The 22,049-nt window shown below is 62.9% G+C and carries 17 protein-coding genes; 6 read left to right on the top strand and 11 right to left on the bottom strand.

The window, feature by feature from the left end; genetic code table 11:
- The first annotated feature begins 182 nt into the window (after positions 1 to 182).
- Both CDQ91_RS21985 and CDQ91_RS18395 read left to right on the top strand, forming a co-directional pair.
- Entirely contained in the window at positions 183 to 545 is a 363-nt protein-coding gene (locus CDQ91_RS21985; RefSeq protein ID WP_088474156.1) for an excalibur calcium-binding domain-containing protein, read from the top strand.
- Between the two features lie 222 nt (positions 546 to 767).
- Positions 768 to 1,601 carry a MerR family transcriptional regulator gene (locus tag CDQ91_RS18395; RefSeq protein WP_336580074.1) on the top strand — a complete coding sequence of 278 codons (834 nt, stop codon included), beginning with the start codon at positions 768 to 770 and terminating at the stop codon, positions 1,599 to 1,601.
- Between the two features lie 226 nt (positions 1,602 to 1,827).
- Here CDQ91_RS18395 and CDQ91_RS18390 read toward each other — a convergent pair whose 3' ends face one another.
- On the bottom strand, positions 1,828 to 2,748 hold the full coding sequence (locus CDQ91_RS18390) for a nucleotidyltransferase and HEPN domain-containing protein (protein WP_088474155.1): 921 nt from the start codon (positions 2,746 to 2,748) through the stop codon (positions 1,828 to 1,830).
- A gap of 132 nt (positions 2,749 to 2,880) precedes the next feature.
- Positions 2,881 to 4,629 carry a ParB/RepB/Spo0J family partition protein gene (locus CDQ91_RS18385; RefSeq protein WP_088474154.1) on the bottom strand — a complete coding sequence of 583 codons (1,749 nt, stop codon included), beginning with the start codon at positions 4,627 to 4,629 and terminating at the stop codon, positions 2,881 to 2,883.
- A gap of 599 nt (positions 4,630 to 5,228) precedes the next feature.
- Here CDQ91_RS18385 and CDQ91_RS18380 point away from each other — a divergent pair.
- The 3 genes from CDQ91_RS18380 to CDQ91_RS18375 all read left to right on the top strand — a co-directional run bounded on the left by CDQ91_RS18380 (position 5,229) and on the right by CDQ91_RS18375 (position 7,368).
- Entirely contained in the window at positions 5,229 to 5,456 is a 228-nt protein-coding gene (locus CDQ91_RS18380) for a helix-turn-helix transcriptional regulator (protein WP_088474153.1), read from the top strand.
- Positions 5,453 to 5,626, top strand: a complete 174-nt coding sequence (locus CDQ91_RS21480) for a hypothetical protein (RefSeq protein WP_164499276.1) — start codon at positions 5,453 to 5,455, stop codon at positions 5,624 to 5,626. The genes CDQ91_RS18380 and CDQ91_RS21480 overlap by 4 nt, the downstream gene beginning before the upstream one ends.
- A 107-nt stretch (positions 5,627 to 5,733) precedes the next feature.
- Positions 5,734 to 7,368 carry a recombinase family protein gene (locus tag CDQ91_RS18375; RefSeq protein ID WP_088474152.1) on the top strand — a complete coding sequence of 545 codons (1,635 nt, stop codon included), beginning with the start codon at positions 5,734 to 5,736 and terminating at the stop codon, positions 7,366 to 7,368.
- A gap of 66 nt (positions 7,369 to 7,434) precedes the next feature.
- Here the strand turns inward: CDQ91_RS18375 and pepN are convergent, their stop codons facing one another.
- Positions 7,435 to 10,035 (bottom strand): aminopeptidase N, encoded by a 2,601-nt coding sequence (gene pepN, locus CDQ91_RS18370; protein WP_088474151.1) that lies wholly within the window; start codon positions 10,033 to 10,035, stop codon positions 7,435 to 7,437.
- Between the two features lie 47 nt (positions 10,036 to 10,082).
- Between pepN and CDQ91_RS18365 the strand changes: the two genes are divergently transcribed.
- On the top strand, positions 10,083 to 10,874 hold the full coding sequence (locus CDQ91_RS18365) for a Rossmann-fold NAD(P)-binding domain-containing protein (RefSeq protein WP_088474150.1): 792 nt from the start codon (positions 10,083 to 10,085) through the stop codon (positions 10,872 to 10,874).
- On the opposite strand, the gene CDQ91_RS18360 is transcribed toward CDQ91_RS18365, so the two are convergent.
- From CDQ91_RS18360 to CDQ91_RS18325, 8 genes are all read right to left on the bottom strand, one after another.
- Positions 10,871 to 12,043, bottom strand: a complete 1,173-nt coding sequence (locus CDQ91_RS18360; protein ID WP_237246051.1) for a DUF445 domain-containing protein — start codon at positions 12,041 to 12,043, stop codon at positions 10,871 to 10,873. The genes CDQ91_RS18365 and CDQ91_RS18360 overlap by 4 nt on opposite strands.
- A gap of 190 nt (positions 12,044 to 12,233) precedes the next feature.
- Entirely contained in the window at positions 12,234 to 15,650 is a 3,417-nt protein-coding gene (locus CDQ91_RS18355; RefSeq protein ID WP_088474149.1) for an efflux RND transporter permease subunit, read from the bottom strand.
- Between the two features lie 59 nt (positions 15,651 to 15,709).
- The gene (locus tag CDQ91_RS18350; RefSeq protein WP_088474187.1) at positions 15,710 to 16,915 is read right to left on the bottom strand and encodes an efflux RND transporter periplasmic adaptor subunit; all 1,206 of its coding nucleotides are present in this window, start codon (positions 16,913 to 16,915) and stop codon (positions 15,710 to 15,712) included.
- Positions 16,916 to 17,208: 293 nt separating this feature from the next.
- Complete coding sequence (locus CDQ91_RS18345) at positions 17,209 to 17,478, bottom strand: GlsB/YeaQ/YmgE family stress response membrane protein (RefSeq protein ID WP_088474148.1); 270 nt, start codon at positions 17,476 to 17,478, stop codon at positions 17,209 to 17,211.
- A 121-nt stretch (positions 17,479 to 17,599) separates the two neighbouring features.
- Positions 17,600 to 17,863: a GlsB/YeaQ/YmgE family stress response membrane protein gene (locus CDQ91_RS18340; protein ID WP_088474147.1), complete on the bottom strand. Its 264-nt coding sequence runs from the start codon at positions 17,861 to 17,863 to the stop codon at positions 17,600 to 17,602.
- Positions 17,864 to 18,891: 1,028 nt separating this feature from the next.
- Positions 18,892 to 20,058: a DUF2853 family protein gene (locus CDQ91_RS21590; RefSeq protein ID WP_088474146.1), complete on the bottom strand. Its 1,167-nt coding sequence runs from the start codon at positions 20,056 to 20,058 to the stop codon at positions 18,892 to 18,894.
- Positions 20,059 to 20,215: 157 nt separating this feature from the next.
- Positions 20,216 to 21,205 (bottom strand): quinolinate synthase NadA, encoded by a 990-nt coding sequence (gene nadA / locus CDQ91_RS18330; protein ID WP_088474145.1) that lies wholly within the window; start codon positions 21,203 to 21,205, stop codon positions 20,216 to 20,218.
- 68 nt (positions 21,206 to 21,273) lie between these two features.
- Positions 21,274 to 21,987, bottom strand: a complete 714-nt coding sequence (locus tag CDQ91_RS18325; RefSeq protein ID WP_088474144.1) for an adenylate cyclase — start codon at positions 21,985 to 21,987, stop codon at positions 21,274 to 21,276.
- Positions 21,988 to 22,049 lie beyond the last annotated feature (62 nt).

Raw genomic sequence — 22,049 nt, 5'->3', positions numbered from 1 at the left:
ATGATGCTGGCAGGACGATCCTCGGGATGGCCGCCAGTCAATCCATCCCATAGGTCGGATCATGCCAGAATCCGAGAGTCTCGACAAGTCTGGTAGCGGCTAGTAAGTCAGCCGCTGCGCCCGGGATTGTTGCGCAGGTCCGCGTCACCGATCGTTTACCAACGCCGAGCTATATCGGTGTCATGAAGCAGCGTCGGTACAATCGATATCATGAGCCGCGTCGCTATGCCGCAGCTAGGCCCCGCCGCCGGCGCTCATCGTCGGTCGGTGGCTATGTTGTTGCTGCGCTCCTCATCGGCGTCACCGCTGGGACAGCATGGTCGGTCACCACGCCAGAGGGGCAGCAAGCGTTCGTGGCGAACGCTAGGGATGTTGCCGTCTCAACGGGCGTCATGCGCGAGCGCGCGCCTGAGGTGGGTGATTACTGGCGCGGCTGCGATGATGCGCGCGCGGCAGGGACGGCGCCGATCTATCGCGGTGAGCCGGGCTACCGTGAAGGAATGGACGGTGACAACGACGGAATTGCGTGCGAGCCTTATCGTTGATGTGGGACGACAGCTAACGACCCGAGTTGGTCATTTCCCGAACCTCGCCCCCACGCCCTAAAGCCGACGTTGACGGAAAATGCTTGTCGCCGTGCATATGGCGGGGAACGGCGAACGTGGAAGAGATGGGCCGCTTTCGGCGAAGAATCCGGATATGAGGACGCCCGCGAACTTCGGTGCCAATTTTTCTCTTGCACCGGCCCTTGGGGCAGGCCTGATAGGGTGATTTGTTCGAGAAAGGACGATGTGTTGGTGAACGCTGGGCCATATCTTCGATCTGCTGAAGTCACCCGCCGTTTAGGGGTGAGCGGGAAGGCATTGCGGTTGTACGAGGCGCAGGGCTTGCTCCGGGCCGATCGGACACCGGCGGGTTGGCGAGTCTACGGGCCGGAGCAGATCGGGCGCCTGCACCAAGTGATTGCCCTAAAGAGCTTCGGCTTTCCGCTCAGCCGGATCGCAGAACTCCTGTCTGGCGGTCTTCCCGACTTGGCGATCTTCCTGGAACTGCACGAGCAAGTGCTGCGCCGGGAGGCAAAGCGGGTCGATCGGGCGCTCCGGCTACTGTCGGTGGCACGGGCCAAACTCGCCGAACACGGAGGCCTTTCCTCGGACGATTTGATGAACCTCACCAAGGAAATCGCGATGACCGACAAGCACAATGAAGACCTGAGCGCTGCCTATGAGGCGATCGCCGCCAAGCATTTCTCTCCGACCGATCAGGCAACCCTCGCCGCCAATGGCTATCGCGGGATGGATAAACCGGACGTCGGCTGGGGCGTGCTGCATGAAGAGGCAACCCGGCTGATGAAAACGGGCGATCCTCGCTCTCCCGAAGCGATGGACCTTGCTCGGCGTTGGATGGGCAAGGTGTTCGAGGCAACGGGTGGCGATCCCGTCCTGACCAGAAAGATGCGGGCCGTCGCGCGTGAAACTCACGAGCAGCCCGTCTTTGCGGCTGCATCGGGTTCACCGAATGAAATGATGGACTTCGTCGGCCAAGCTTACGGCGCGGCTATCGCGGCGGGAATCATGCCGAAACCAGATGACACAGCCTGAGAGGACCAGCGGTCGATACCGCCTGTCGGCCACCAAATGGGTCCCGTGACGCCAACTCCCAGTTTGGCGTAAATCCAATCACTCACCGGATTGCACGGCGGTGTTTCCTGCTGAATTTGTCCGACAAAGCGTCCGGAGGCGTTTTCCTTCTCCGTTAAATGGCGTTTCGGATCATGCCATCGGTAAGCTGCCTGGCAGCTCACCACCCCAAGTTTGCCGTTCCGACCTATTTGCGCGTCGCGCTTTCGAGCTCGGCAATTTTGTCTGTGCAAACCTGAAAGGCGACCCGGCCTAATTCCTCGACGCGATCCCCGAGCCAGGCCAATTCCTCCTCGCTGATCCGGTAATGTTTTGAATACCTTGCCTTGGTGTAGGCTTCTTTCAGTTTCTGAAACATCGCCCGTTCGCTGCGACTGGTCTCGGGCCAAATGCCGTGAAGGCGCCGGTCAAGCCCTTCGGCGAGCGAACGCAGGAAGGCAATATTATGGTTGTAAGGCGTATAATTCGTCAGCGTCAGCATTAGCCCCTGATAAAGGCGCTCCGTCGCCTGATGCAGCATGAAGGCCGCATCTCTGTGTTCATGCTGCGAAAGAAAGAACAGAAAGCCTTTTTGCGCGCTCGCTGCTTGAGGCATCCATTCCTCAAAATACTCCCGCGCTGCCTTCAATGCCTCGTCTGGCGTCTTGGGCTTCGGCGTCGCCAGCTCGCTGCCATCTGCATCGTAAATCGCGATGCCGTCCTTCGCGACCTCCATGAAGAAAACCCGGCCATGCGCGAGTCCGTCATTCACCTCGTGGAGCGAATGGACGATAAAATTGACCGGCGTTTGAAGCGTCTTTTCGATCGTATAGGCACGGATCAGCCGTTCCTCGGCCTTCGCCCAATAAACGGCGCGGTCGGTCAGCTCCTTCTGGCTGACGATGACGAGAATATCATAGTCGGATTTATACTGGTTCGCCGACGCCGGTGCATCGACCCAATCGCCGCGCGCGTAGCTGCCGAACAGGATGACTTTCAGGATGCGGGCGCCCTTGCGGCGCCCGGTCGCATTTTCGGTCGCATGACCGAACTCGTCGAAGATGATCTCGACGATGCGCTCAAGCTCGCGCTGCTTCGCGGCAGGAAGATGATCGACGTCTGTTCGCATGGCCCGAGAATCTTCGGGAAGTTCAGACGCTTTGGCAAGGCCCGATTGTCCGACGCGATGCGTCGGACAATCGGGAACCGGAGGAGCCGTCCACTGCTCCCCCGGTTTCGATGGGATGATGATCGCCGAAGATCAAGCTGCTTCGCGCATCTCCGGCTCGGCTTCTACGGGCTCGGCCACAAGGGCCGAGATGGCCGTGCTGCGTTCGACACAGCCGATACCGCCGCGCTCGGTATAGCCGGTCGGCGGGAATGCGAACCAGCGTGGCAGCCAGCCCTCAACCTTGGCGCGACCATTGCTGCCGGTGAGACAATCGACGAGGATGCCGCGCTGAACCTTGGCTGTTGCTTCGGCATTGGCCTCGGCAACTTCTGCACCCGCAACCTCGGCAATGATCGCGGTCAGAAGCGGCTTGTCGCGGATCAGTTCGGGCAGAACCGCATCATCCTGCCAACAGGCCCGCATGTCGGTGCCGAGCAACTGACCGAGCATATCCATCTCGGCGCTGCCGACTGCCAGCGTCTCGCCCATCACAACGGGAAGGATGCTCATCACGTCGTCATCGGGCAGTGCGGCCAAGCGGGTGAACAGTCCGGCGACACCATGCTCGCCGTCATATCCGCCAACCACCGTATGCGTCTCGGGATCGAACCCCAGCAGGGTGAGCACCGCACGGCGCTTCGCATCGAACGCAGCCTCGCTCGCCGACACCTCGACGCTCTCGGCGATGGCATCGCTCGCCGTGCGCTGCTTCTCGATGTCGATCCGCCATAGCGGCGATCCGACGATGGCATGAGCAACCATCATGCGGAGCGCTACGCCCGGCTCGGACAGCAGCGATACGCGCGCGGCGGCATGGCGGTGCAGGTCGATATAGTCGCCGAGCGCGGCGCTGACCTCGGGGCGCATCAGCTTCGGAGCATCGGCACCCATCGCACCCTTGGCGCGCTGCCGCGCCTCCTTCACAGTGATATAGCCCTCGTGGAAGGCGATCTCGCCGCGATGGCTGATCACCGCGAACACCTTGCCGCCCTTCTTCTTGGGGCAGCGTTCATGCTCCCAGCCATTGAAATAGGCGCCGCGCTCCAAGACGACGACCTCGGTCCAGCCGGTATCGCGATAGAAGGTGGCCTGCTTCTCGACCTCGGCCATCTGCGTGGCCCAGAAATCATCGGCGTCGGCAAAATAGCTGTCCTCGCCGAACAGGTCGGACACAATCGCGCCCGTGTAATCGCCAACATCGAACAGCGCGACCTTGGTCGCAATCGCGCTGCCGCCGAATAGCCAAGCGCGAAGCTGCGAGCCGGTCGGGGCGTGTTTCTCGGGACAATCGATCAGCGCCAGCCACTCGCGCTGCTGCGCTTTGGTGGCGAGGGTCAGATGCCGCATCGTAACGACATCAATCTTGTCCGTTCGATAAAGGCCCCGGATGCGGGGAAGTAAATTGCCGATGGCGAGGGTCCGCTTCACCTGCAAGCTGGTCAGGCCGAAGGTCAATCCGATGGCTTCGATGTCGCGCCCTTCGCGCACGAGGCGGGTAAAGGCCTCGCAGCGATTGACTTCATCGGGATCAAGGCGGGCGATGTTCTCGATCAGCGAGGCTTCGAGCGCCGCCGCGTCGTCTCCCGCTTCCATCACCGCACAGGGTAGCGGATCGATGCCGTCCTGTTCTTCCGCAACGGTCAGCGCAGCATGATAGCGCCGCTTGCCCGCAACGATCTCGTAGCAGCCTTCCGCACCGGCCCTGACGATCAGCGGCACCAATATGCCGCGAGCCCGGACGGACGGCAGAATATTGGTGAGGTCCGGCTTCTTGGCGATCCCGCGCATGTTGGCGGGCGAAACCGAAAGATTGGCGATGTCGATATGCTTGAGTTCCATGACAGTCTCTCCTTTGCTCTTCCAAACCACCGCAGCCCCGGCTGAGCGGGGTGGGCGGCGAGAGCGACCGGAGATGTCCGCCACCAAGGCAGGGTGCACCGCAGGCCGAAATGCAATGGAGGACCCCGCAGGGGTTGCGCCCTGCCGGGCGGGCCTCAGAGGAGAGCGACGACCACCCCGCACGGCCGGAGGCAATCGCCAGCGCGCGGAAGCGCGATGACCTTCGGGCCGGAGCCAGGCTCCGGCCGCGTCAGTCGATCGTCACGGCGAAGCCGACGAGACGGCGCGCAAGCGGTGGCTCGGTGGAGCGAAGCGGAATAGAGCGCGGTTGCCGCAGGCGGGACGCGATTCGAAACGCGCTTTTCGCCGTGAACACCCGCTCCGGGAGTGCCAACCTTGGCACCAAGCCTTCGGCCGGGACGGTATGGGAAAATAATTGCGCTACGTTTCGAGCACGTCAGGCAACACCAGGAAACATCAGGACACGTCAGAGCACGATAAGGACAGATGGCACCAATTTTGGCACTCTTGCGCCAAATTTCCAGATCACCAATTCTGCACCAGGGGAACCCAGCCACTGCCAATGATGGGAATACGCCATGCAGACTTCCGAAAAGGTCATCCGTCTCCGGACCGTTCTCGCCCGGACCGGTCTTTCCAAATCGACGCTCTACCGCAAGATCGCCGAAGGCACATTTCCGGCGCAGCTGAAGATCAGCGTCCACGGCACTGGCTGGCATGAATCCCAGATCAACCGATGGATCGCCAATCCCGCCGCCTACCGCGCCAGCAACGATAACGGATCAATCGATGATGGTCCGGTATGAAGAAGGACGAAGCGCCACGTTCGCGGGCTCTCACGGCCGCGAACGACAATCCGCTCGATCCTGCCGCCGTTGAGGCTGCCTTGACGCGCGTCGCCGAGGCGATCGGGCGGCACATTGCGCGCGAACATATTCGCGCCCGGAAAGCCGCCAACGACAATGATCCTCCGTAAATATTGCTCGGACCGGAAGCGTTGACCCTAAGGGCATGGCGCGCAAGACTGTCATTGTCAGGCAAGCGGGCATTGGTCCGCCTGAACCCGCTCCAGAGGAAGATGTCATGATCCGCGCCGCGCTCTATGCCCGCTATTCGTCCGACCAGCAGAGCTCGGCGTCGATCGCTGACCAGCAGCGCATCTGCCGCGAGCACGCGACACGGGAGGGGTGGCAGATCGTCGGCAGCTTCGAGGACGCCGCGATCTCGGGGTCGAGCATGATCCTAAGGACCGGTGTCCAGAAGCTGCTTGCCGACGCGCAGACGGGCAAGTTCGATATCGTGCTCACCGAAGCGCTCGACCGTGTGTCGCGCGATCAGGCCGATGTGGCGACCTTCTACAAGCATTTGCAGTTCGCGCGCGTACCGCTCATCACGCTTGCCGAAGGCGAGATCAACGAGCTCCATGTCGGGCTCAAGGGCACGATGAACGCGCTGTTTCTCAAGGACCTCGCGAAGAAGACGCATCGCGGCTTGCGCGGGCGAGTCGAGAAGGGCTTCTCGGCGGGCGCGGTCGGCTATGGCTATCGCAAGGTTCGTCGTCTCACGGGTGAGGGCGAACTGGTGCGCGGCGAGCGCGAGATCGATCCCGCTGAGGCGCTGATCGTCGAGCGCATCTTTCGCGAGTTCGCAGCTGGAAAGAGTCCGGGCGCGATTGCCCGCGATCTAAACGCCGATGGCGTTCCCGGCCCCAAGGGGCTTGCATGGCGCGACACCAGCATCAGGGGTGATGCCCGGCGGGGAACCGGCATCCTCAACAACGAGCTTTACGTCGGCGTGCGCGCATGGAACCACAAGCATAGCGTGAAAGACCCGAGCACCGGCAAGGAGGTCATGCGGCTCAATCCCGAATCCGAATGGATCAGGAACGCGGTGCCGGACCTTCGGATCGTCAGCGATGACCTGTGGGAAGCGGCCAAGCGCCAGCAGCAGATGCTGGTGGAGCGCTACGCGGCAGTTAAGGAAGCGGCGCAGTCGCGCAGCGCACAGGGGCTGCGGCGTCCGGCCTATCTGCTTTCGGGCCTTCTCGAATGCGGCATATGTGGCGGAACCTACGCGATCGTCGTGGACGATCGTTATGGCTGTGTCGGCCGCCATCGCCGGGGCTCCTGCACCAACAATCGCACGATCCGGCGCGAGGAAATTGAACGCCGCGCGCTCGCGGGCATCGCCGACCGGCTGGTATCGGGCGACAAGATCGAGGCCGCCGTCGCTGCTTATGCCTCGCATATCAACCGTGAGAACCGCGAGCGGCGCATTGAGGCCGACGCCGACCGACGTGGGCTTGCAAGGATCGACAAGGCGGTCGCGGGGATGATGGCAGCGATTGAGGACGGGCTTTACCAGCCCGTCATGAAGGCGCGCATGGCCGAACTCGAATGCGAGAAAGCCGAGATCGCCGCCCGGCTTGCCGAGGCACACGCCGACGTTCCCGACGTTCATCCCGGCATTGCCGAAATCTACAAGCGCAAGGTCGCCGCGCTTACCGAAACGCTTGGTGAACCTGAGACACGGCTCGATGCTTCAAGCGACATCCGCTCGCTCGTCGGCAAGATCATTCTGCATCCCGGTGCCAAGCGCGGCGAAGTTCATGCCACTCTACACGGCTCGCTCATGGGGATTCTTGACTTCGTCAACGACCACCCGCAATCCCGCGAGCGCCGAGTTATAACAAAAGTGTCCCCGGGTTCGCCGGGATGACAAAAAGGAGAGCGCGGTTCGCCGCCCGAATAGCTTAGGCTTCGGGAGAGCCACCGCTCTGCCAAGTCACCCCAGCAAACTCTTGCTCGCCTGCTCGGTCACATCGCGCGATAGACCCGGCTGCGCCAATATCCGTTCCAGTTCGGCCTTCATCATCGCGGCGCGGGCGTCGCCGAAGCGTTTCCAGCGACCGAGCGGCGGGATCATTCGCGCCGCAGTCTGCGGATTTTTCGGATCGAGCGCGAGCACAAGATCGGCGATCAGGCGATAGCCCGCACCATCGGCCTGATGGAACGCCGCCTGGTTGGCCGACAGCGCGCCATAGAGCGCGCGGACGCGGTTGGGGTTGGTGAGCGTGAAGTCGGGATGCTCTGCCAATGCCGCCACCGCCGCGACCGTATCGGACCGCAGCGACCAGGCCTGCACCTGGAACCATTTGTCGAGTACCAGCGGATTGTCACGATAGCGTCGATAGAAGATGTCGAGCGCCTGCGCCCGCTCTTTGCTGTCGCCATGCGCGAGTGTCGCGAGCGCGGCCTGCCGCTCCGTCATCCCGTCGGCGCCGGAGAAGATGCCGAACGCCAACTCCGAAGCATCACCCATGCCGGTTGCGGCCAGATAGGCGAGCGCGACGCCGCGGAGGCGACGGCGGCCCTTGGCGAGCGGAGTCAATAGCGTCGCCGCTGGCGCGAGCTGGCCAAGGATCGCACGCCACTCGCTTTCGAGCGCAGTTCCGATGGCCGCCTGCAGCGCCAATCGTTCGCGCCGGATCGCATCAGGATCGACGATCACCATCTGGTCGCCGATAAACGCTTCACTCGGCAGCAGCACCGCCTCGGCAACGAAGGCAGGGTCGGCGGCGGAACCGGTGAGTGTCTGCCGAATAGCATCGACCACTGCCCCGGCGTCGCTCGCCTTGCCCGAAACCGCAGTTACGAGCGTGTCGAGCATCAGCTGCTGCAACGCCTCGTAACGCGCGAAGGGGTCATCGTCATTTGCGGCGAGCCATTCGAGTTCGCCTTCCTCGCGCGCGAAATCGACGATCACCGGCGCCGAAAAGCCGCGGTTAAGCGAAAGCATCGGAGGGCTGCGATAATGTCCGAGCGGCACCGCCATCTCGGTCCGGTCGAGCAGGACCAGCTGCTCCTCCTCGACGCCGTGACCGCCATCGAGGTCATAAGCCTTGATCCGCAGCGGAATGAGCATCGGCGCCTTTTCGGGCTGCCCCGGGGTCGCGGGAACCACCTGCGTCAGATGCAGCGTGCGCTCGCCATTGCGTTCGTCGGTCGCGATCCGCGCGGTGATGCGCGGGGTGCCCGCCTGACTGTACCAGAGGCGAAATTGCGTCAGGTCGATACCCGCGCCGTCTTCGATCGCCTTGACGAAATCCTCGCACGTCGCAGCCTCGCCGTCGTGGCGATCGAAATACAGGTCGGTGCCTTTGCGGAACCGTTCGGGCCCAACCATCGTCGCCATCATGCGGATGATCTCGGCACCCTTGTTATAGATAGTGGCGGTGTAGAAGTTCGAGATTTCCTGAAAGCTGTCGGGACGGATCGGGTGCGCAAGCGGCCCGGCATCCTCGGGGAATTGCGCTGCGCGGAGCAGGCGGACATCCTCGATCCGTTTGACCGGCGGCGATCCCATGTCTGCCGAAAAACTCTGGTCGCGATAGACGGTGAAACCTTCTTTCAGGCTGAGCTGGAACCAGTCGCGGCAGGTGACGCGGTTCCCCGACCAATTGTGGAAATATTCATGCGCGACGACGCCTTCAACACCATCATAATCCATGTCGGTCGCGGTGTCCGGGTCGGCGAGAATGTAGCGGGTGTTGAAGACGTTGAGCCCCTTATTCTCCATCGCCCCCATGTTGAAATCGCTGACCGCGACGATGTTGAACAGGTCGAGATCATATTCGCGGCCATAGACGCGCTCGTCCCACGCCATGCTGTCCTTCAATGCCTGCATTGCATGACCGGTGCGGTCCTCATCGCCCGCGCGGACCCAGATGCCGAGTTCGACCTTGCGCCCCGACATGGTGGTGAAACTGTCGCGATTGACGACAAGATCGCCGGCAACGAGCGCGAAGAGATAGGATGGTTTCGGCCAGGGGTCTTCCCACAAAGCCCAATGGCGACCGCCCTCGCCTGCGCCCTGCTCGACACAATTTCCGTTCGACAGCAGGATCGGGAACGCCGCCTTATCGCCTTCCATGCGGACGCGGTAACGGCTGAGTACATCGGGCCGGTCGGGGTGGAAAGTGATGCGGCGGAACCCCTCGGCTTCGCACTGGGTGCACAGCATGGCGTTCGAGGCATAGAGGCCCATGAGCTGCGTATTGGTCGCCGGGTTGATGACGGTATCGACCTCGACCATCGCGGCGGTCCGCTCGCCAAGGTCGACGATCAGGTCGCCCCCCTCCATCCGCCAGTCATTCCACACCGAACCGTCGACACGCACCTCGGCAGGCGTGATGCCGTCGCCGCGCAGCAACAGCGGCGCAGGTGCGTCGGCATGGCGCACGACCGACAGGCGCGCGGACACCCGCGTCTCGTCGATCCCCAGCGCGAAATCGAGCGCAATGTCGGGCACCTGCCATTCGGGCGGGCGATAGTCGCCGCGGTGGATGGTAACGGGAATGGCGGGCGTGGAGGAGGCGTCGGTCATACGATGGGGTCTAGGCGCGCGGCGTCGGGCAAGCAATAAGGCGCGCCATGGGACAGATACTGATTTTCGGGCTCGGTTATGCCGCAGGCCATCTGGCGAACCGCCTCATCGCGCGCGGATGGAATGTGGTCGGGACGACCCGCGACGGCGGCGGCGACAGCATTGGCTTTGCCGATGAGGCGGCGGTGCTCGCCGCGCTGCGTTCGGCAACGCATATCCTGTCGTCGGTGCCCCCGTCCGACGGCGTCGATCCGGTGCTCGCCCGCTATGGCGAAGCGATCGCCCTGGCGAGTGCCCGGTGGGTCGGCTACCTCTCCTCGACCGGGGTCTATGGCGATGCCGGCGGCGCATGGGTCGACGAAAGCGCACCGATCACCGGGCGGCGACCCGACCGGAACGCGGCCGATGCGGCTTGGCAGAAATTGCGCGGCGATGTGTCGGTCTTTCGCCTGCCCGGCATCTATGGTCCCGGCCGCTCGATGCTTAATCGCATCGAAGAAGGCCGCGCACATCGCATCGCCCTGCCCGATCAGGTCTTCAGCCGCGTCCATGTCGACGATCTCGCGAGCGGCGTCATCGCCTCCTTCGCGGGTCCAGCCGGGGTCTATAATCTCGCCGACGACGAACCCTGCCACCAGAACCGGTTGATCGAATGGGGATGCGCAATGCTCGGCGCACCGTTGCCGCCGCTCCAGTCGCTCGAAGAGGCCGACCTATCGCCAGCGGCGCTTGCCTTCTACGCCGAAAATCGCCGTATTGCGAATGGACGGGCGAAGCGGCTGCTCGGCTGGACACCGCGCTTTCCGACCTACCGCGAGGGGCTTGCCGCCTGCCGCTAGATCAGCACGTCGACCGTGTGGATCAGCACCCCGACCAACCCGCCGACCAACGTGCCGTTGATACGGATATATTGCAGATCGTCGCCAACGGCATTTTCCAGCCGGTCGGTAATCGTCTTGGCATCCCAGCCGCGGATCGTGTCCGACACCAGCTTGAGCGCGGTTTCCCCATAGCTGTCGACGACCCCCACCACTGCGCGGCGCGCATAGCGGTTGAGCGTGCGCTTGATCGCGGCATCTTCACCCAGCATCCCCCCGAACTGGGTGACGAGTTCGCCGATCCGACCCGCAAGCATGGTTTCGGGATCGCGCGCTGCCTTGAGCAAAGCGCTGCGTCCCTGCTCCCACAATCCGTCGAGCCAGCGTTTGACCGCCTTATTCTCGAGCAGTTCGTCGCGGACCTTGGCGACCTTCGCCTTCACTTCGGGGTCGTGCTGAAGGTCGAGTGCCATTTTGGCGAGCCCCTCCTCGACGCGGATACGCAAGGGATGGGTTTCGTCGACCGCCATTTCGCTGAGCAGCTTCGACAGACCCGCAACAATGCGGTTCGAGATGCTTTCGTCGAGCCCGGTGAAGCGCACGATCGCATTGCTGTTGTCGTGCACCATCTGGTGGATCAGATTTTCGTTGAGTTCTAGGGTCTTCGAGCCCCATTTGACCATCGCATCGAGCAAAGGCTGGTGCCGCCCCTCGGCGAGCGCCGCCTGCAATGCCTGACCGAGTAGCGGCGCAATATCGAGTTCGCGCAGCCGGTCGGCGATCGCCGATTTGACGATACCGCCAAGCCGCTGCTGGTCGAGCGCCCCGAGCCCGTCGGCGATAATCCGCGACGCGCCGAGCCGCAACCGCCCGCCGCCCTCGCCCGGTTCGGACAGGAATTTGCCAACCGCGCCCGCGACATCGACCGTCTGCATCTTGCGCGCGATCAGGCGCGGCAGCAGGAAATTGGTAAGCAGGAAGCGCGCGAGCGTGTCGCCGATGCGGTTCTTATTGCGTGGGACGATCGCGGTGTGCGGGATCGGAATCCCCATCGGATGGCGGAACAGCGCGGTCACCGCGAACCAGTCGGCAAGCCCGCCGACCATCGCCGCTTCGGCAAAGGCGCGGACGAAGCCGACCGCAGGATGGACGTTCTGAAAATATCTCGCGCCGAGGAAGACCAGCGCCATGACGACGAGCAGGCCCGTCGCGACGACGCGGATATTGAGCCCGCCCGTTGGAACGGCGACGCCAAACCCCGGCGGTTGCGACAATTCTACGGCGGACGATGCGCTATCGGTCATAGGCAACCAATGGCGAAGCGCGGCAAAGGTTGCAACCGGCGCGGCGCGCGACCCGGCAAAGGGTCGCGGCCGGTCCTCACTCTGCGGGCTGCGGCGCGGGTTCGCCGTGCGGCTTCGTATCGTCGCCCTTCTTGTAGGTGAGCAGATTGCTCGAGAAGAAACGGCCAAGGCGCTTTTCGATGCTGTCGGCCAGGCTGAAGCCCGCCGGAACGATCAGCAGGGTGAGCAAGGTCGACAGAATCAGGCCGCCGATCACGACGACCCCCATCGGCGCGCGCCAGGCGCCATCACCCGACAGCGAGAGCGCCGTCGGCACCATGCCCGCAACCATCGCCACCGTGGTCATGACGATCGGCTGCGCGCGCTTGCGTCCGGCGTCGAGCAGCGCCTCGCGCTTGGCTACGCCATGATCCATTTCCTCGATCGCGAAATCGACGAGCAGGATCGAGTTTTTGGCGACGATACCGAGCAGCATGAGCAGCCCGATATAGACCGGCATGGAGACCTCCATGCCGGTGACCCACAGCCCCAGCAGCCCGCCGAGCGGCGCCAGCAACAGCGACGACATATTGACCAGCGGCGACAGGAAGCGGCGATAGAGCAGCACCAGCGTCGAGAAGACGAGCAACAGGCCCGAAACCACCGCGATGGCGAAATTCACCGCCAGTTCGGCCTGCCATTTCTGGTCGCCCTGGATCACCTTGCGGATCCCCTGCGGCATATTCTTGACCGCAGGCAGCGCATCGATCTTTTTCTGCGCATCGCCCGTCACCAGCCCAGGCGCGAGGTCGGCGCCGATCACGATACGCCGCGTCTGATTATAGCGGCGCAGTTCCGTGGGACCGGCACCAAAGCCAATCTCGGCGACCGATTTCAGCGGCACAGTGGTCCCGCGTGAGGTCGGCACCGGCAGATTTTCGATCGTCGCAAGACTGCGGCGCGAATCTTCGGACAGGAGGACGCGGATTGGAATCTGGCGATCGGACAGCGAGAATTTGGCGGCATTCTGGTCGATATCGCCCAGCGTCGCGATGCGGATCGTCTGGCTGAGCGCCGCGGTGGTCACGCCGAGTTCGGCGGCGAGGTCCATGCGCGGATTGACGATGATCTCGGGACGCGGAATATCGCCCTCGATCCGGGGCCCGCGAATCTCCTTCAGCTTGCTCATTTCACCGACGACCTTCGTCGCATGTTCTTCGAGCGCGACGGGATCGTCGCCGCCAATGACCATCGTAATGTCGCGGCCCGAAAAGCCGCCCGACTGGCTCTGGAACGACACGCGCGCATCGGGAATCGCGGCAAGCTTTGGCTGCAGGCTGCGCTCCCATTCGACGCTGCTCATCGGACGCTCTTTCTTGAGCGTCAGAAAGGCATTTCCGTTGCCGACATTGACGTCGTAAAATGCAGTTTCCACCACCGGATCGGCGTCGAGAATCGCCTCGATCTGCCGGACGATTTCCTCGCTTTGCGCCAGCGTCGTCCCCGGCGGCAGTTCATATTTCACCTGGCTATAGTCGCTGTTCATCGTCGGCTGGAATTGCTGCGGCAGGACGTAGAAAAGCAGGAGGCTGGTCGCGAAGGCGACGCCGCCAATACCGACGATCCATACGCGATGGTCGAACAATCGCGCCCACGCACGCTGGACCATGAACTTCGCCCAGCCGGTAAACGCCCATTGCCGCATGCCGATCAGCCACGCCAGCGCACCGAGCAGTATCGATAGAAGGCTTCCCGCCAGGAAAGCGAAAATAGCGGTAAAAGGCACCTGCAGCATGAAGTACAGCGCCGTATTGGGGGCATCCTGCCCCGGCGGGAGAGGCTGAAAATAGGCATAGATGGCATAGAGGATATAAAGGACCGCCAGTCCAAACGGCACCGCGAAATAGGCAAGCCGGGTCGGCTCGTTTTCATAGCGCGCACGCACGGCCTTGTGCTTCGAACTGTCGAGCGTCCAGCTTAGCACGCGCTCATAGCGGTCGATCCACGGCCCGCCGGCATGATCCTGTTCGCCCTGCGCAGACAGGAAATAGGCGGCGATCATCGGCGTGATCATACGCGCGACGGCCAGACTCATCAGCACCGCAAAGACGACGGTCATGCCGAACTGGATGAAGAATTGCCCCGAGATGCCGGGCATCAAGGCGACGGGCAGGAAGACCGCGACGATCGACATCGTCGTTGCGACGACGGCAAGGCCGATTTCGTCGGCGGCGTCGATCGACGCCTGATAGGCGGTCTTGCCCATTCGCATATGTCTGACGATATTCTCGATCTCCACGATCGCATCGTCGACGAGCACCCCCGCAACCAGACTGAGCGCGAGCAGCGACAGGCTGTTCAGCGAAAAGCCCATCATGTCCATGAACCAGAAGGTCGGGATCGCTGACAGCGGAATCGCCATCGCGCTGATCAACGTCGCGCGCCAATCGCGCAGGAACAGGAAAACGACGACGACCGCGAGCACCGCGCCCTCGACCATCGCGAGCATCGAGCTGCGATATTGTTCCTTGGTATAATCGGTGCGCGTGAAAAGGACCTTGAATTCGATCTTCGGATTATTCTTCTTGATCTCCTCCAGCTTTTTCATCGCCTCGTCATGGACGGTGACGTCCGACGCGCCCTTGGCCTTTTCGATCGAGAAGGACAGCACCTGCCGCCCCTTGATCATCGCAAGGTTGCGCTGTTCGGCATAGCCGTCCGAAACCTTGGCAACATCGGCCAGACGGATGGTGCGGCCATTGCCTACGGATATGCGTGTTTCGCCGAGCTGGAAGGCGTTTTCGGCATTGCCAAGCACGCGCACCGCCTGTTCGGACCCGGCGATTTCGGTACGTCCGCCCGCGGCATTGACGTTCGTCTGACGCAGTTGCTGGTTCACCTGGCTGGCCGTCAGGCCATAGCTTTGCATGCGCGCAGGATCGAGGATGACACGAATTTCGCGGCTGACACCGCCCGAACGACTGACCTTCGCCATGCCCGGAACCGACAGCAATTCCTTGGCAACCGTATTGTCGACGAACCACGACAGCTGTTCCAGCGTCATGTCGGAGGTTTCGACAGCGAAAAAGGTGATCGGTCCACCCGCAATATCGACGCGCACGACCTGCGGTTCGAGAATCCCCTCGGGCAGGTCGCTGCGGATCTGCGAGATCGCCTGATTGACGTCGTTATAGGCACGGTCGATCGGCGTTCCGATCGCGAACTGAACGAAAGTGCGGCTGTTGCCTTCGCTGACATAGGACGACATTTCGTCGACGCCGCTGACGCCGCGTACCGCCGCCTCGACCCGCTGGGTGACCTGCGTCTCCAGCTCGGTCGGCGCAGCGCCGGGCTGCACGACGACGACCTGAACCGCCGGGAACTCGATATCCGGCTGATCATTCACGTCCATGCGGTTGAAGCTGACGAGGCCCGCCAGCAACAGCAGGACGAACACGACGATCGGCGGCACCGGGTTGCGGATGCTCCAGGCGGAAATGTTACGAAAGTTCATGATATAAACGCCCTTGTCCGCATGCGATTATGTCCGCGTGCGATCCGAAAATCAGCCGATTATCGCGACGACTTCTGTACCACCGGCTTCACCTTGTCGCCGGCGTTGAGGAAGGCGCCGGCGAGGACGACAACCCGTTCAGTCCCGGTCAGCCCCGAAGCGATCGCCACGCCATCGTCGGTGATCGTACCGACCTTGACCGGGCGGCGCTGGATCACATTCTTATCGTCGACGATCAGCACGAAATTGCCCCCTACCCCGCTCTGCACGGCGCTTTCGGGAAGCAGCGGCGCTTCGGCCGAACCCGAAACAAGCTGCGCGTCGGCGAAACCGCCGGGACGCATCGCCGGGCTATAGGGAACTGCAATTCGCACCAGACCCTGCCGCGTTTCAGGGTTGATGACCGGCGACTGCTGCCACACCTGGCCCGCGATCTGCAGGTTGGAGCCAACCGGCGTTACGGTGGCCCGGGTGCCGACCGGCACGCGCGGCAGATCGGCTTCGGCCATCTGTGCGAGCATTTCCATTTCGCCGCCCTTTGCCATGCGGAACAGCACACCGCTGCCCGCACCGACAATCTGGCCGGGCTCGACGGCGCGCGTCAGCACGAGGCCCGCCGCAGGAGCGACGATGTTGAGCCGATTGTTGCGTGCCTGTGCCTCGGCATATTGGGCCTGGGCGACGCGGACGCGCGCATTGGCGGCATCGCGGGTCGCGCGCTTGCGGTCCATGTCGGCCTTTGAGATAAAGCCGCGCGAAACCAGTGCCTCGGCACGCGCGAGTTCGGCCTGTGCGAGGCTGGCGTCGGCCTGTGCGACACGGATCGACGCCGCGAGGCTCGCTGCCTGCTGCGCCTGCACCGAACGGTCGATGACGGCCAGCGTCTGGCCCGCGCCGACCCATTGTCCCGGCTCAACGAGGACGCTGACGACCTGCCCGCCTTCGCCGGCAACGCCGACCGGCATCTCGCGCCGCGCCGCGATCGCGCCATTGGCCGAAATTACCGCCTGAACCGACTGGCGACCGGGAATGACGACCGTGACATTGGGAATGCTGGCCGCGCCTTCGCCGCCTGCCGCCGCACTGTCGGCGGCTCCGCCCTTGATCGACGTGAAGGCATAATATGTTGCCGCCAGTGCGAGCGCGATCAGCACCAGCGCGACGATCAGCCGCGTGCGCTTGCGGCGGCTGTCCGCCTCGTCATAATAATCCTGAGCCGAGCCCGCCAAGCTGTCCATCACATCTACTTTCCGCTCGTAGTTCACGCCGAATTCCTCATCTGCCGTTCGCGGCAGCCGGCCCGACAATCGCAACGCAGCGATCCCCCCAGCCCGCATGACAGGACCGATTATCCCGTTGAAGGTGTATTATCCAATTAAGCCACCGCTTGCAAGAGGCGAAACATCGCCGCCCGGCCCGCGCGTGCCGACCGCCTGATACGAAAGTCGCGCCGCGATTTCCAGTGCTTACATGCATGTAAAAAGGGCGGCTCGCCCTGTGGCGGCCGCCCTTCATGGCCAGGCTTGTTCAGATCGCCCTGGCGATCGGCGCAGGGCGCCTAGCGGACGCGGCCGCGACGCACCAGATTGACGATGCCGAGCAGGATCACGGCGCCGATAAACGCGGTGAGCAAGGTCATCGGGTCAAAGGCATTGCCACGCAAATGGCCGCCGCCGAGCACGCCCTGCAACAGGAAACGGCCGAGGATCGACCCGATACAGCCGACGACGATGTTCAGGAAAATGCCTTGCTGCGCATCGGTTTTCATCACGATACTGGCCAACCAGCCGATGATGCCGCCCATTACGATTGCGATAATCCAAGTCATATAATGACCCCCTACGATCGATAGTGCCGCCTGTATTCACAGGCATGCCATTGGTAACGCAAATATTTGAATTCACCTAGCGGAATGGCGGCGGCGCAAAGCCCGCGCCGCCGCCGTCCACTCAGCGGACGCTGCCGCGCCGCACGAGGTTGATGATCCCCAAGAGCACCACGGCGCCGATGAACGCCCACAGCAAGCCGACCGGGCTGAACGTGTCGAGGCTGGCGCCCATGCCGAAAAAGCTGCCGAGGAAATTGCCGAGAAAGGCGCCAACGATACCAACGACGACGTTCAGGAGAATCCCCTGCTGCGCATCGGTGCGCATGACGATACTCGCCAGCCAGCCGATAACGCCGCCGACGATCAAGGTGATAATGAGGCCCATGATCTCTCCCTTTCTGAACCGGTCGGGCGAGCGCCCCAGATCCGGATATGTGCAAGCGCCTGATCGCGCCTGAACATCGTTTCAACGATAAGGGAATAATCGCAGGGGAAGCGAAAAGTTCCCGGCCGGTCCCGAAGGACACGGCCGGGGAAGTGAGATCGGCTCCGATCAAGGAACCAGTCTGGGTCGCAAACGGACGACTAGACGGCCCGATTGGGCCAGGGTGTGATGATCATCACAGGGCTGGAAAAATATCGGGTGGAGGAAGGCCACGATGCGGGCGGACCGAAGGGCGGCGCGTTGCGGGGCAGCGGGCTGCATATGCCCACTCCGCAGAACAGCCGCGCCTTGCACACATATGAAATGGGGGTCGGCATCGCTGCCAACCCCCACTATCCGGTTCTGTTCCGGGCGTTGCCACCCCACCTCATCCCGGCCCGCTTTTCTTGCGATCAGCGGTCCGCAAAACGAAGTACTGCGGCACGATCCGGAACAATCCGGCGGCGGTTTGGTCGGCCCCCTTTCGGGGGCCGGCCGCACCTGGAAAGCCCTTCATCATCTCTTCTTGCGTCTGTCGAAACATTCGCTGCCCAAGCGATGGACTGCATTTCCTGTACCCGATCGGGTTCGCCTCAACTCGTGGGAATCGCTGCGTTCCGTGATCAGGCTATCGACCGATTTCTTCGTCAATCCGACCGTTCTCTTCTGGCTGGTCTTGCAACCACCCTTGATGTCCCGGCGGTCCGACGTCTCTGTCGTCCGATGGTTGAAAGCTGACATGAAGAGGCCCGACCGCCAAGCGAAAAGCGGCATAAAACAGCTTTCGAACCCCCGTGCTTGTGGATAAGTCGGGCATTAGCAACATGCCTATGTTGCGCAGCATTTTTGTAACAGCCGCGCAACATTTTGGGATTCATTTTTGCAGGCCGCGAAGCCGACTCCGCCAGACGACTCGGGGCCTCGCGCGGAAAAAAAGCGGGGCCCGCAGGCCCCGCTTCCCCCTTTTGGCTTGTAAGGGCAGGCGACGATCAGTCGACCACCACCACCTCGACGCGGCGCGATTCGGCGTTGTTCGCTCCCGCACCCGTCGTGTCGGCGGGTTTGGCCAGCACAACCTTGTCCGCCGCGATGCCGAGCTTCTCGAGCGCCGCCTTGACCGCCTGCGCCCGGGTCTTCGACAGTTCGGCGTTCGCGGCCGCATTACCGGTCGGGTCGTTGAAGCCCGAAACCGCCAGCGTCGCGGTGGGATTGCCGGCGACATAGGCCTTCACCGCGGCTGCAGCAGCCGTCAGGTCATTGTGCACCGCCGATTTCCCGACGTCGAAATAGACCGTCAGGGCCGGCTTGCCTTGCCGGTCGGCGGCCACGACGCCTGCACCCACCGGAATCGCGACGACAGGTGCTGCCGTGGCTACGGCGTCGCCCGGCGCGCCGGTGGCCGCGGCGGGATCCACCGGAGCGCCGACGACCGCAGCATCGCTCGCGACCGGCGCGGCAACCTCCTGTTTCGAGCAGTAGCGCATCCCGAAGAAGATCAGCGCCAACAACAACAGGCCGAGCAACAGCCAGGGCAACCAGCCCATGCCGCCGCCGGATTTTTCATCCTGCCCGCTCGAATAGGCGGTCTGCGGAGCGGCCGCAGCCGGCGGCGGGGTCGCTGGCGCAGGTGCCGCCGCTGCCGGTGCAGGAGTGACCGCCGCCGCTGGTGTCGCCGCAGCGCCAGCGGCTGCCGCGCCGCCAAGGCCCGCCGCAGCAAGAGGCACAGCCGAAGCCGCATCTTCGTCCGTCTTGGCGTCGCCGTCGGAGCCGCCAAAGGAACCCAAAGCCGCTGCAGCTCCGGCAGCGCCCGCAGCCGCGGCGGCCGCGCCCGCGACCCCGCCGAAGATGTTGAGCAGGCCGAAATGCTGCGCGAGAAGATAATAGACGGTGACGCGGTTCTTGGTCCGGTCGGCCTTCATTTGCGTCCCGATATCGGCGATCGCAGCATCGAGCGTCGCATCGTCGTGGGTCAGCCCGAGCTTCTTTTTGAGGAAATTCTCGCGGACCCGGTCGGTCTCCTTTTTGTCCGAAAAGGAAACGAGCGAGGAGTCGCGGTTTCGAAGCGCTATCCCGAGATATTTGACGATCTTGTCGACCACCGCTTCATCGGCGTTCGCGACATATTTCCTGACGTCCGCCAGCCAATCTTCTGCCATGCGATCATGCTCCTGCCCAGGACGCAAAATTTCGCCAGTCGGCGCTCGCACGGAAGGCGAGACTCGCGCCTTAGAGGTCGGAACCTATGGCCTTTTTCGCAGAAGGCAATCACCAACGGTCGGCAGGCCGTTTTCGCGCCGCCGACCGCCGTGCGATTTATCGCTGGCCCAGGTCGCCCTTGCCGATCGTCCCCGACGCCATTTCGAGCATCCGGTCGAGGCTCTTGCGCGCACCGAGACGCAGCTCCTCGTCCATCTCGATCCGCGGCGACAGGTCGCGCAGCGCGATGTAGAGCTTTTCCATCGTGTTGAGCGCCATATAGGGGCAGATGTTGCAATTGCAGTTGCCGTCGGCCCCCGGCGCGCCGATGAAATTCTTCTCGGGGATTGCGAGTTCCATCTGATGGATGATGTGCGGTTCGGTCGCGACGATCAGCGTGTCGCCCTCAAACGTCTTGGCGAACTGCAAAATACCGCTGGTCGATCCGACATAATCGGCATGGTCGACGATATAGGGCGGGCATTCGGGGTGCGCCGCGACGGGGGCGTTCGGGTGCTGCGCCTTCAGCTTCAAAAGCTCGGTTTCGCTGAACGCCTCATGGACGATGCACACACCGGGCCACAGCAGCATATCGCGCCCGAACTTGCGGTTCATATAGCCGCCAAGGTGGCGGTCGGGGCCGAAGATGATTTTCTGCTCGGGCGGAATCTGGCTGATGATCGTCTCGGCGCTCGACGAGGTGACGATGATGTCGCTGAGCGCCTTCACCGCCGCCGAGCAGTTGATATAGGTCAGCGCAATATGGTCGGGGTGCGCCTCGCGAAAGCGTTTAAACTGTTCGGGCGGGCAGCTGTCTTCAAGGCTGCAACCGGCGTCCATGTCGGGCAGGATGACGATCTTTTCGGGCGACAAAATCTTCGCGGTCTCGGCCATGAATTTGACGCCGCAAAAGGCGATGACATCGGCGTCGGTGTCAGCCGCCTTGCGCGACAGTTCGAGGCTGTCGCCAACGAAATCGGCGAGATCCTGAATCTCGGGCTTTTGGTAATAATGCGCCAGGATAACGGCGTTGCGTTCCTTGCGCAGCCGATCGATTTCAGCGCGCAGGTCGAGGCCCGAAAGATTCTCGCGGATGGGAGCAGTCATGGCTTGTCCTTATATGGCTTGTGCCCGACGTCCCCCTACACCGCGTCCGCCGACAGGGCAACGCGGCGTCAGCTGCCAGCGAGCCTTTCGGCCAGCGCGATGACGGGCGGCGTCATCGGCAGGACATAGATGGTGATGCGTACCGCGACGACAATGGCCGCGATCGCCTTTGTCGCGGGATGCACATGCCCGAACGTGCGTCGGTCGTGGCGCGCGATGATGGCGACGACAGCCAGCTGGCACAGCGCAATCGGCAGGTCGGACCAACCAATCATCAGCGGCATCGGCAGTATTCGCCCAAGCGCGGGTTCGAGGAGGATGATCGTTGCACCGATCATCAACCGCCGGTGCCAGTCCGTGGCGCGGCGACGGCGGATCGCCCAGATGACCACGGCGCCGAAAGCCAATGCTTCGACGGTGGTGAGAACGAGGAAATAGGGCGGCGTGAAAAACGGCGGAAAACGACGCAGCTCCAACGACGCGATGCGGTTGAAAATCGTGAGACAGACGATGAAGAGCGCAAGCCCCGCACCGACCCACCCCAGCCGGCGATGGAGCGCCAGATTGCCGCGCGACACCAATGTCGGCTGGGCTATCAGCACCGCCAGCCATGCAAGCATCGCGACGCCGTGCAAATGCACCCAGAAGGGCGCCTTCGCCGGATCGACGAAGCCGCGCAGCGCGAACTGCAGGAAACCGAAAACAATGAAGAGGGCGAGGCCCATCGCCATCTTTTGCCAGAAACGCTCGGCGCGCACCGCGCCTGCCGCTGTTGTCGCCATGCCATGTCCCCCACCGGCTGGGCCCGGCAGAATATCTAGCGCAACAGCGACAGCACGAATAG

Source organism: Sphingopyxis witflariensis (genome assembly GCF_002205635.1).
GTDB classification, from domain to species: Bacteria; Pseudomonadota; Alphaproteobacteria; order Sphingomonadales; family Sphingomonadaceae; genus Sphingopyxis; species Sphingopyxis witflariensis.
Note: the sequence above shows the minus strand (reverse complement) of the source record. Positions and strands in the feature narration are given on the sequence as shown.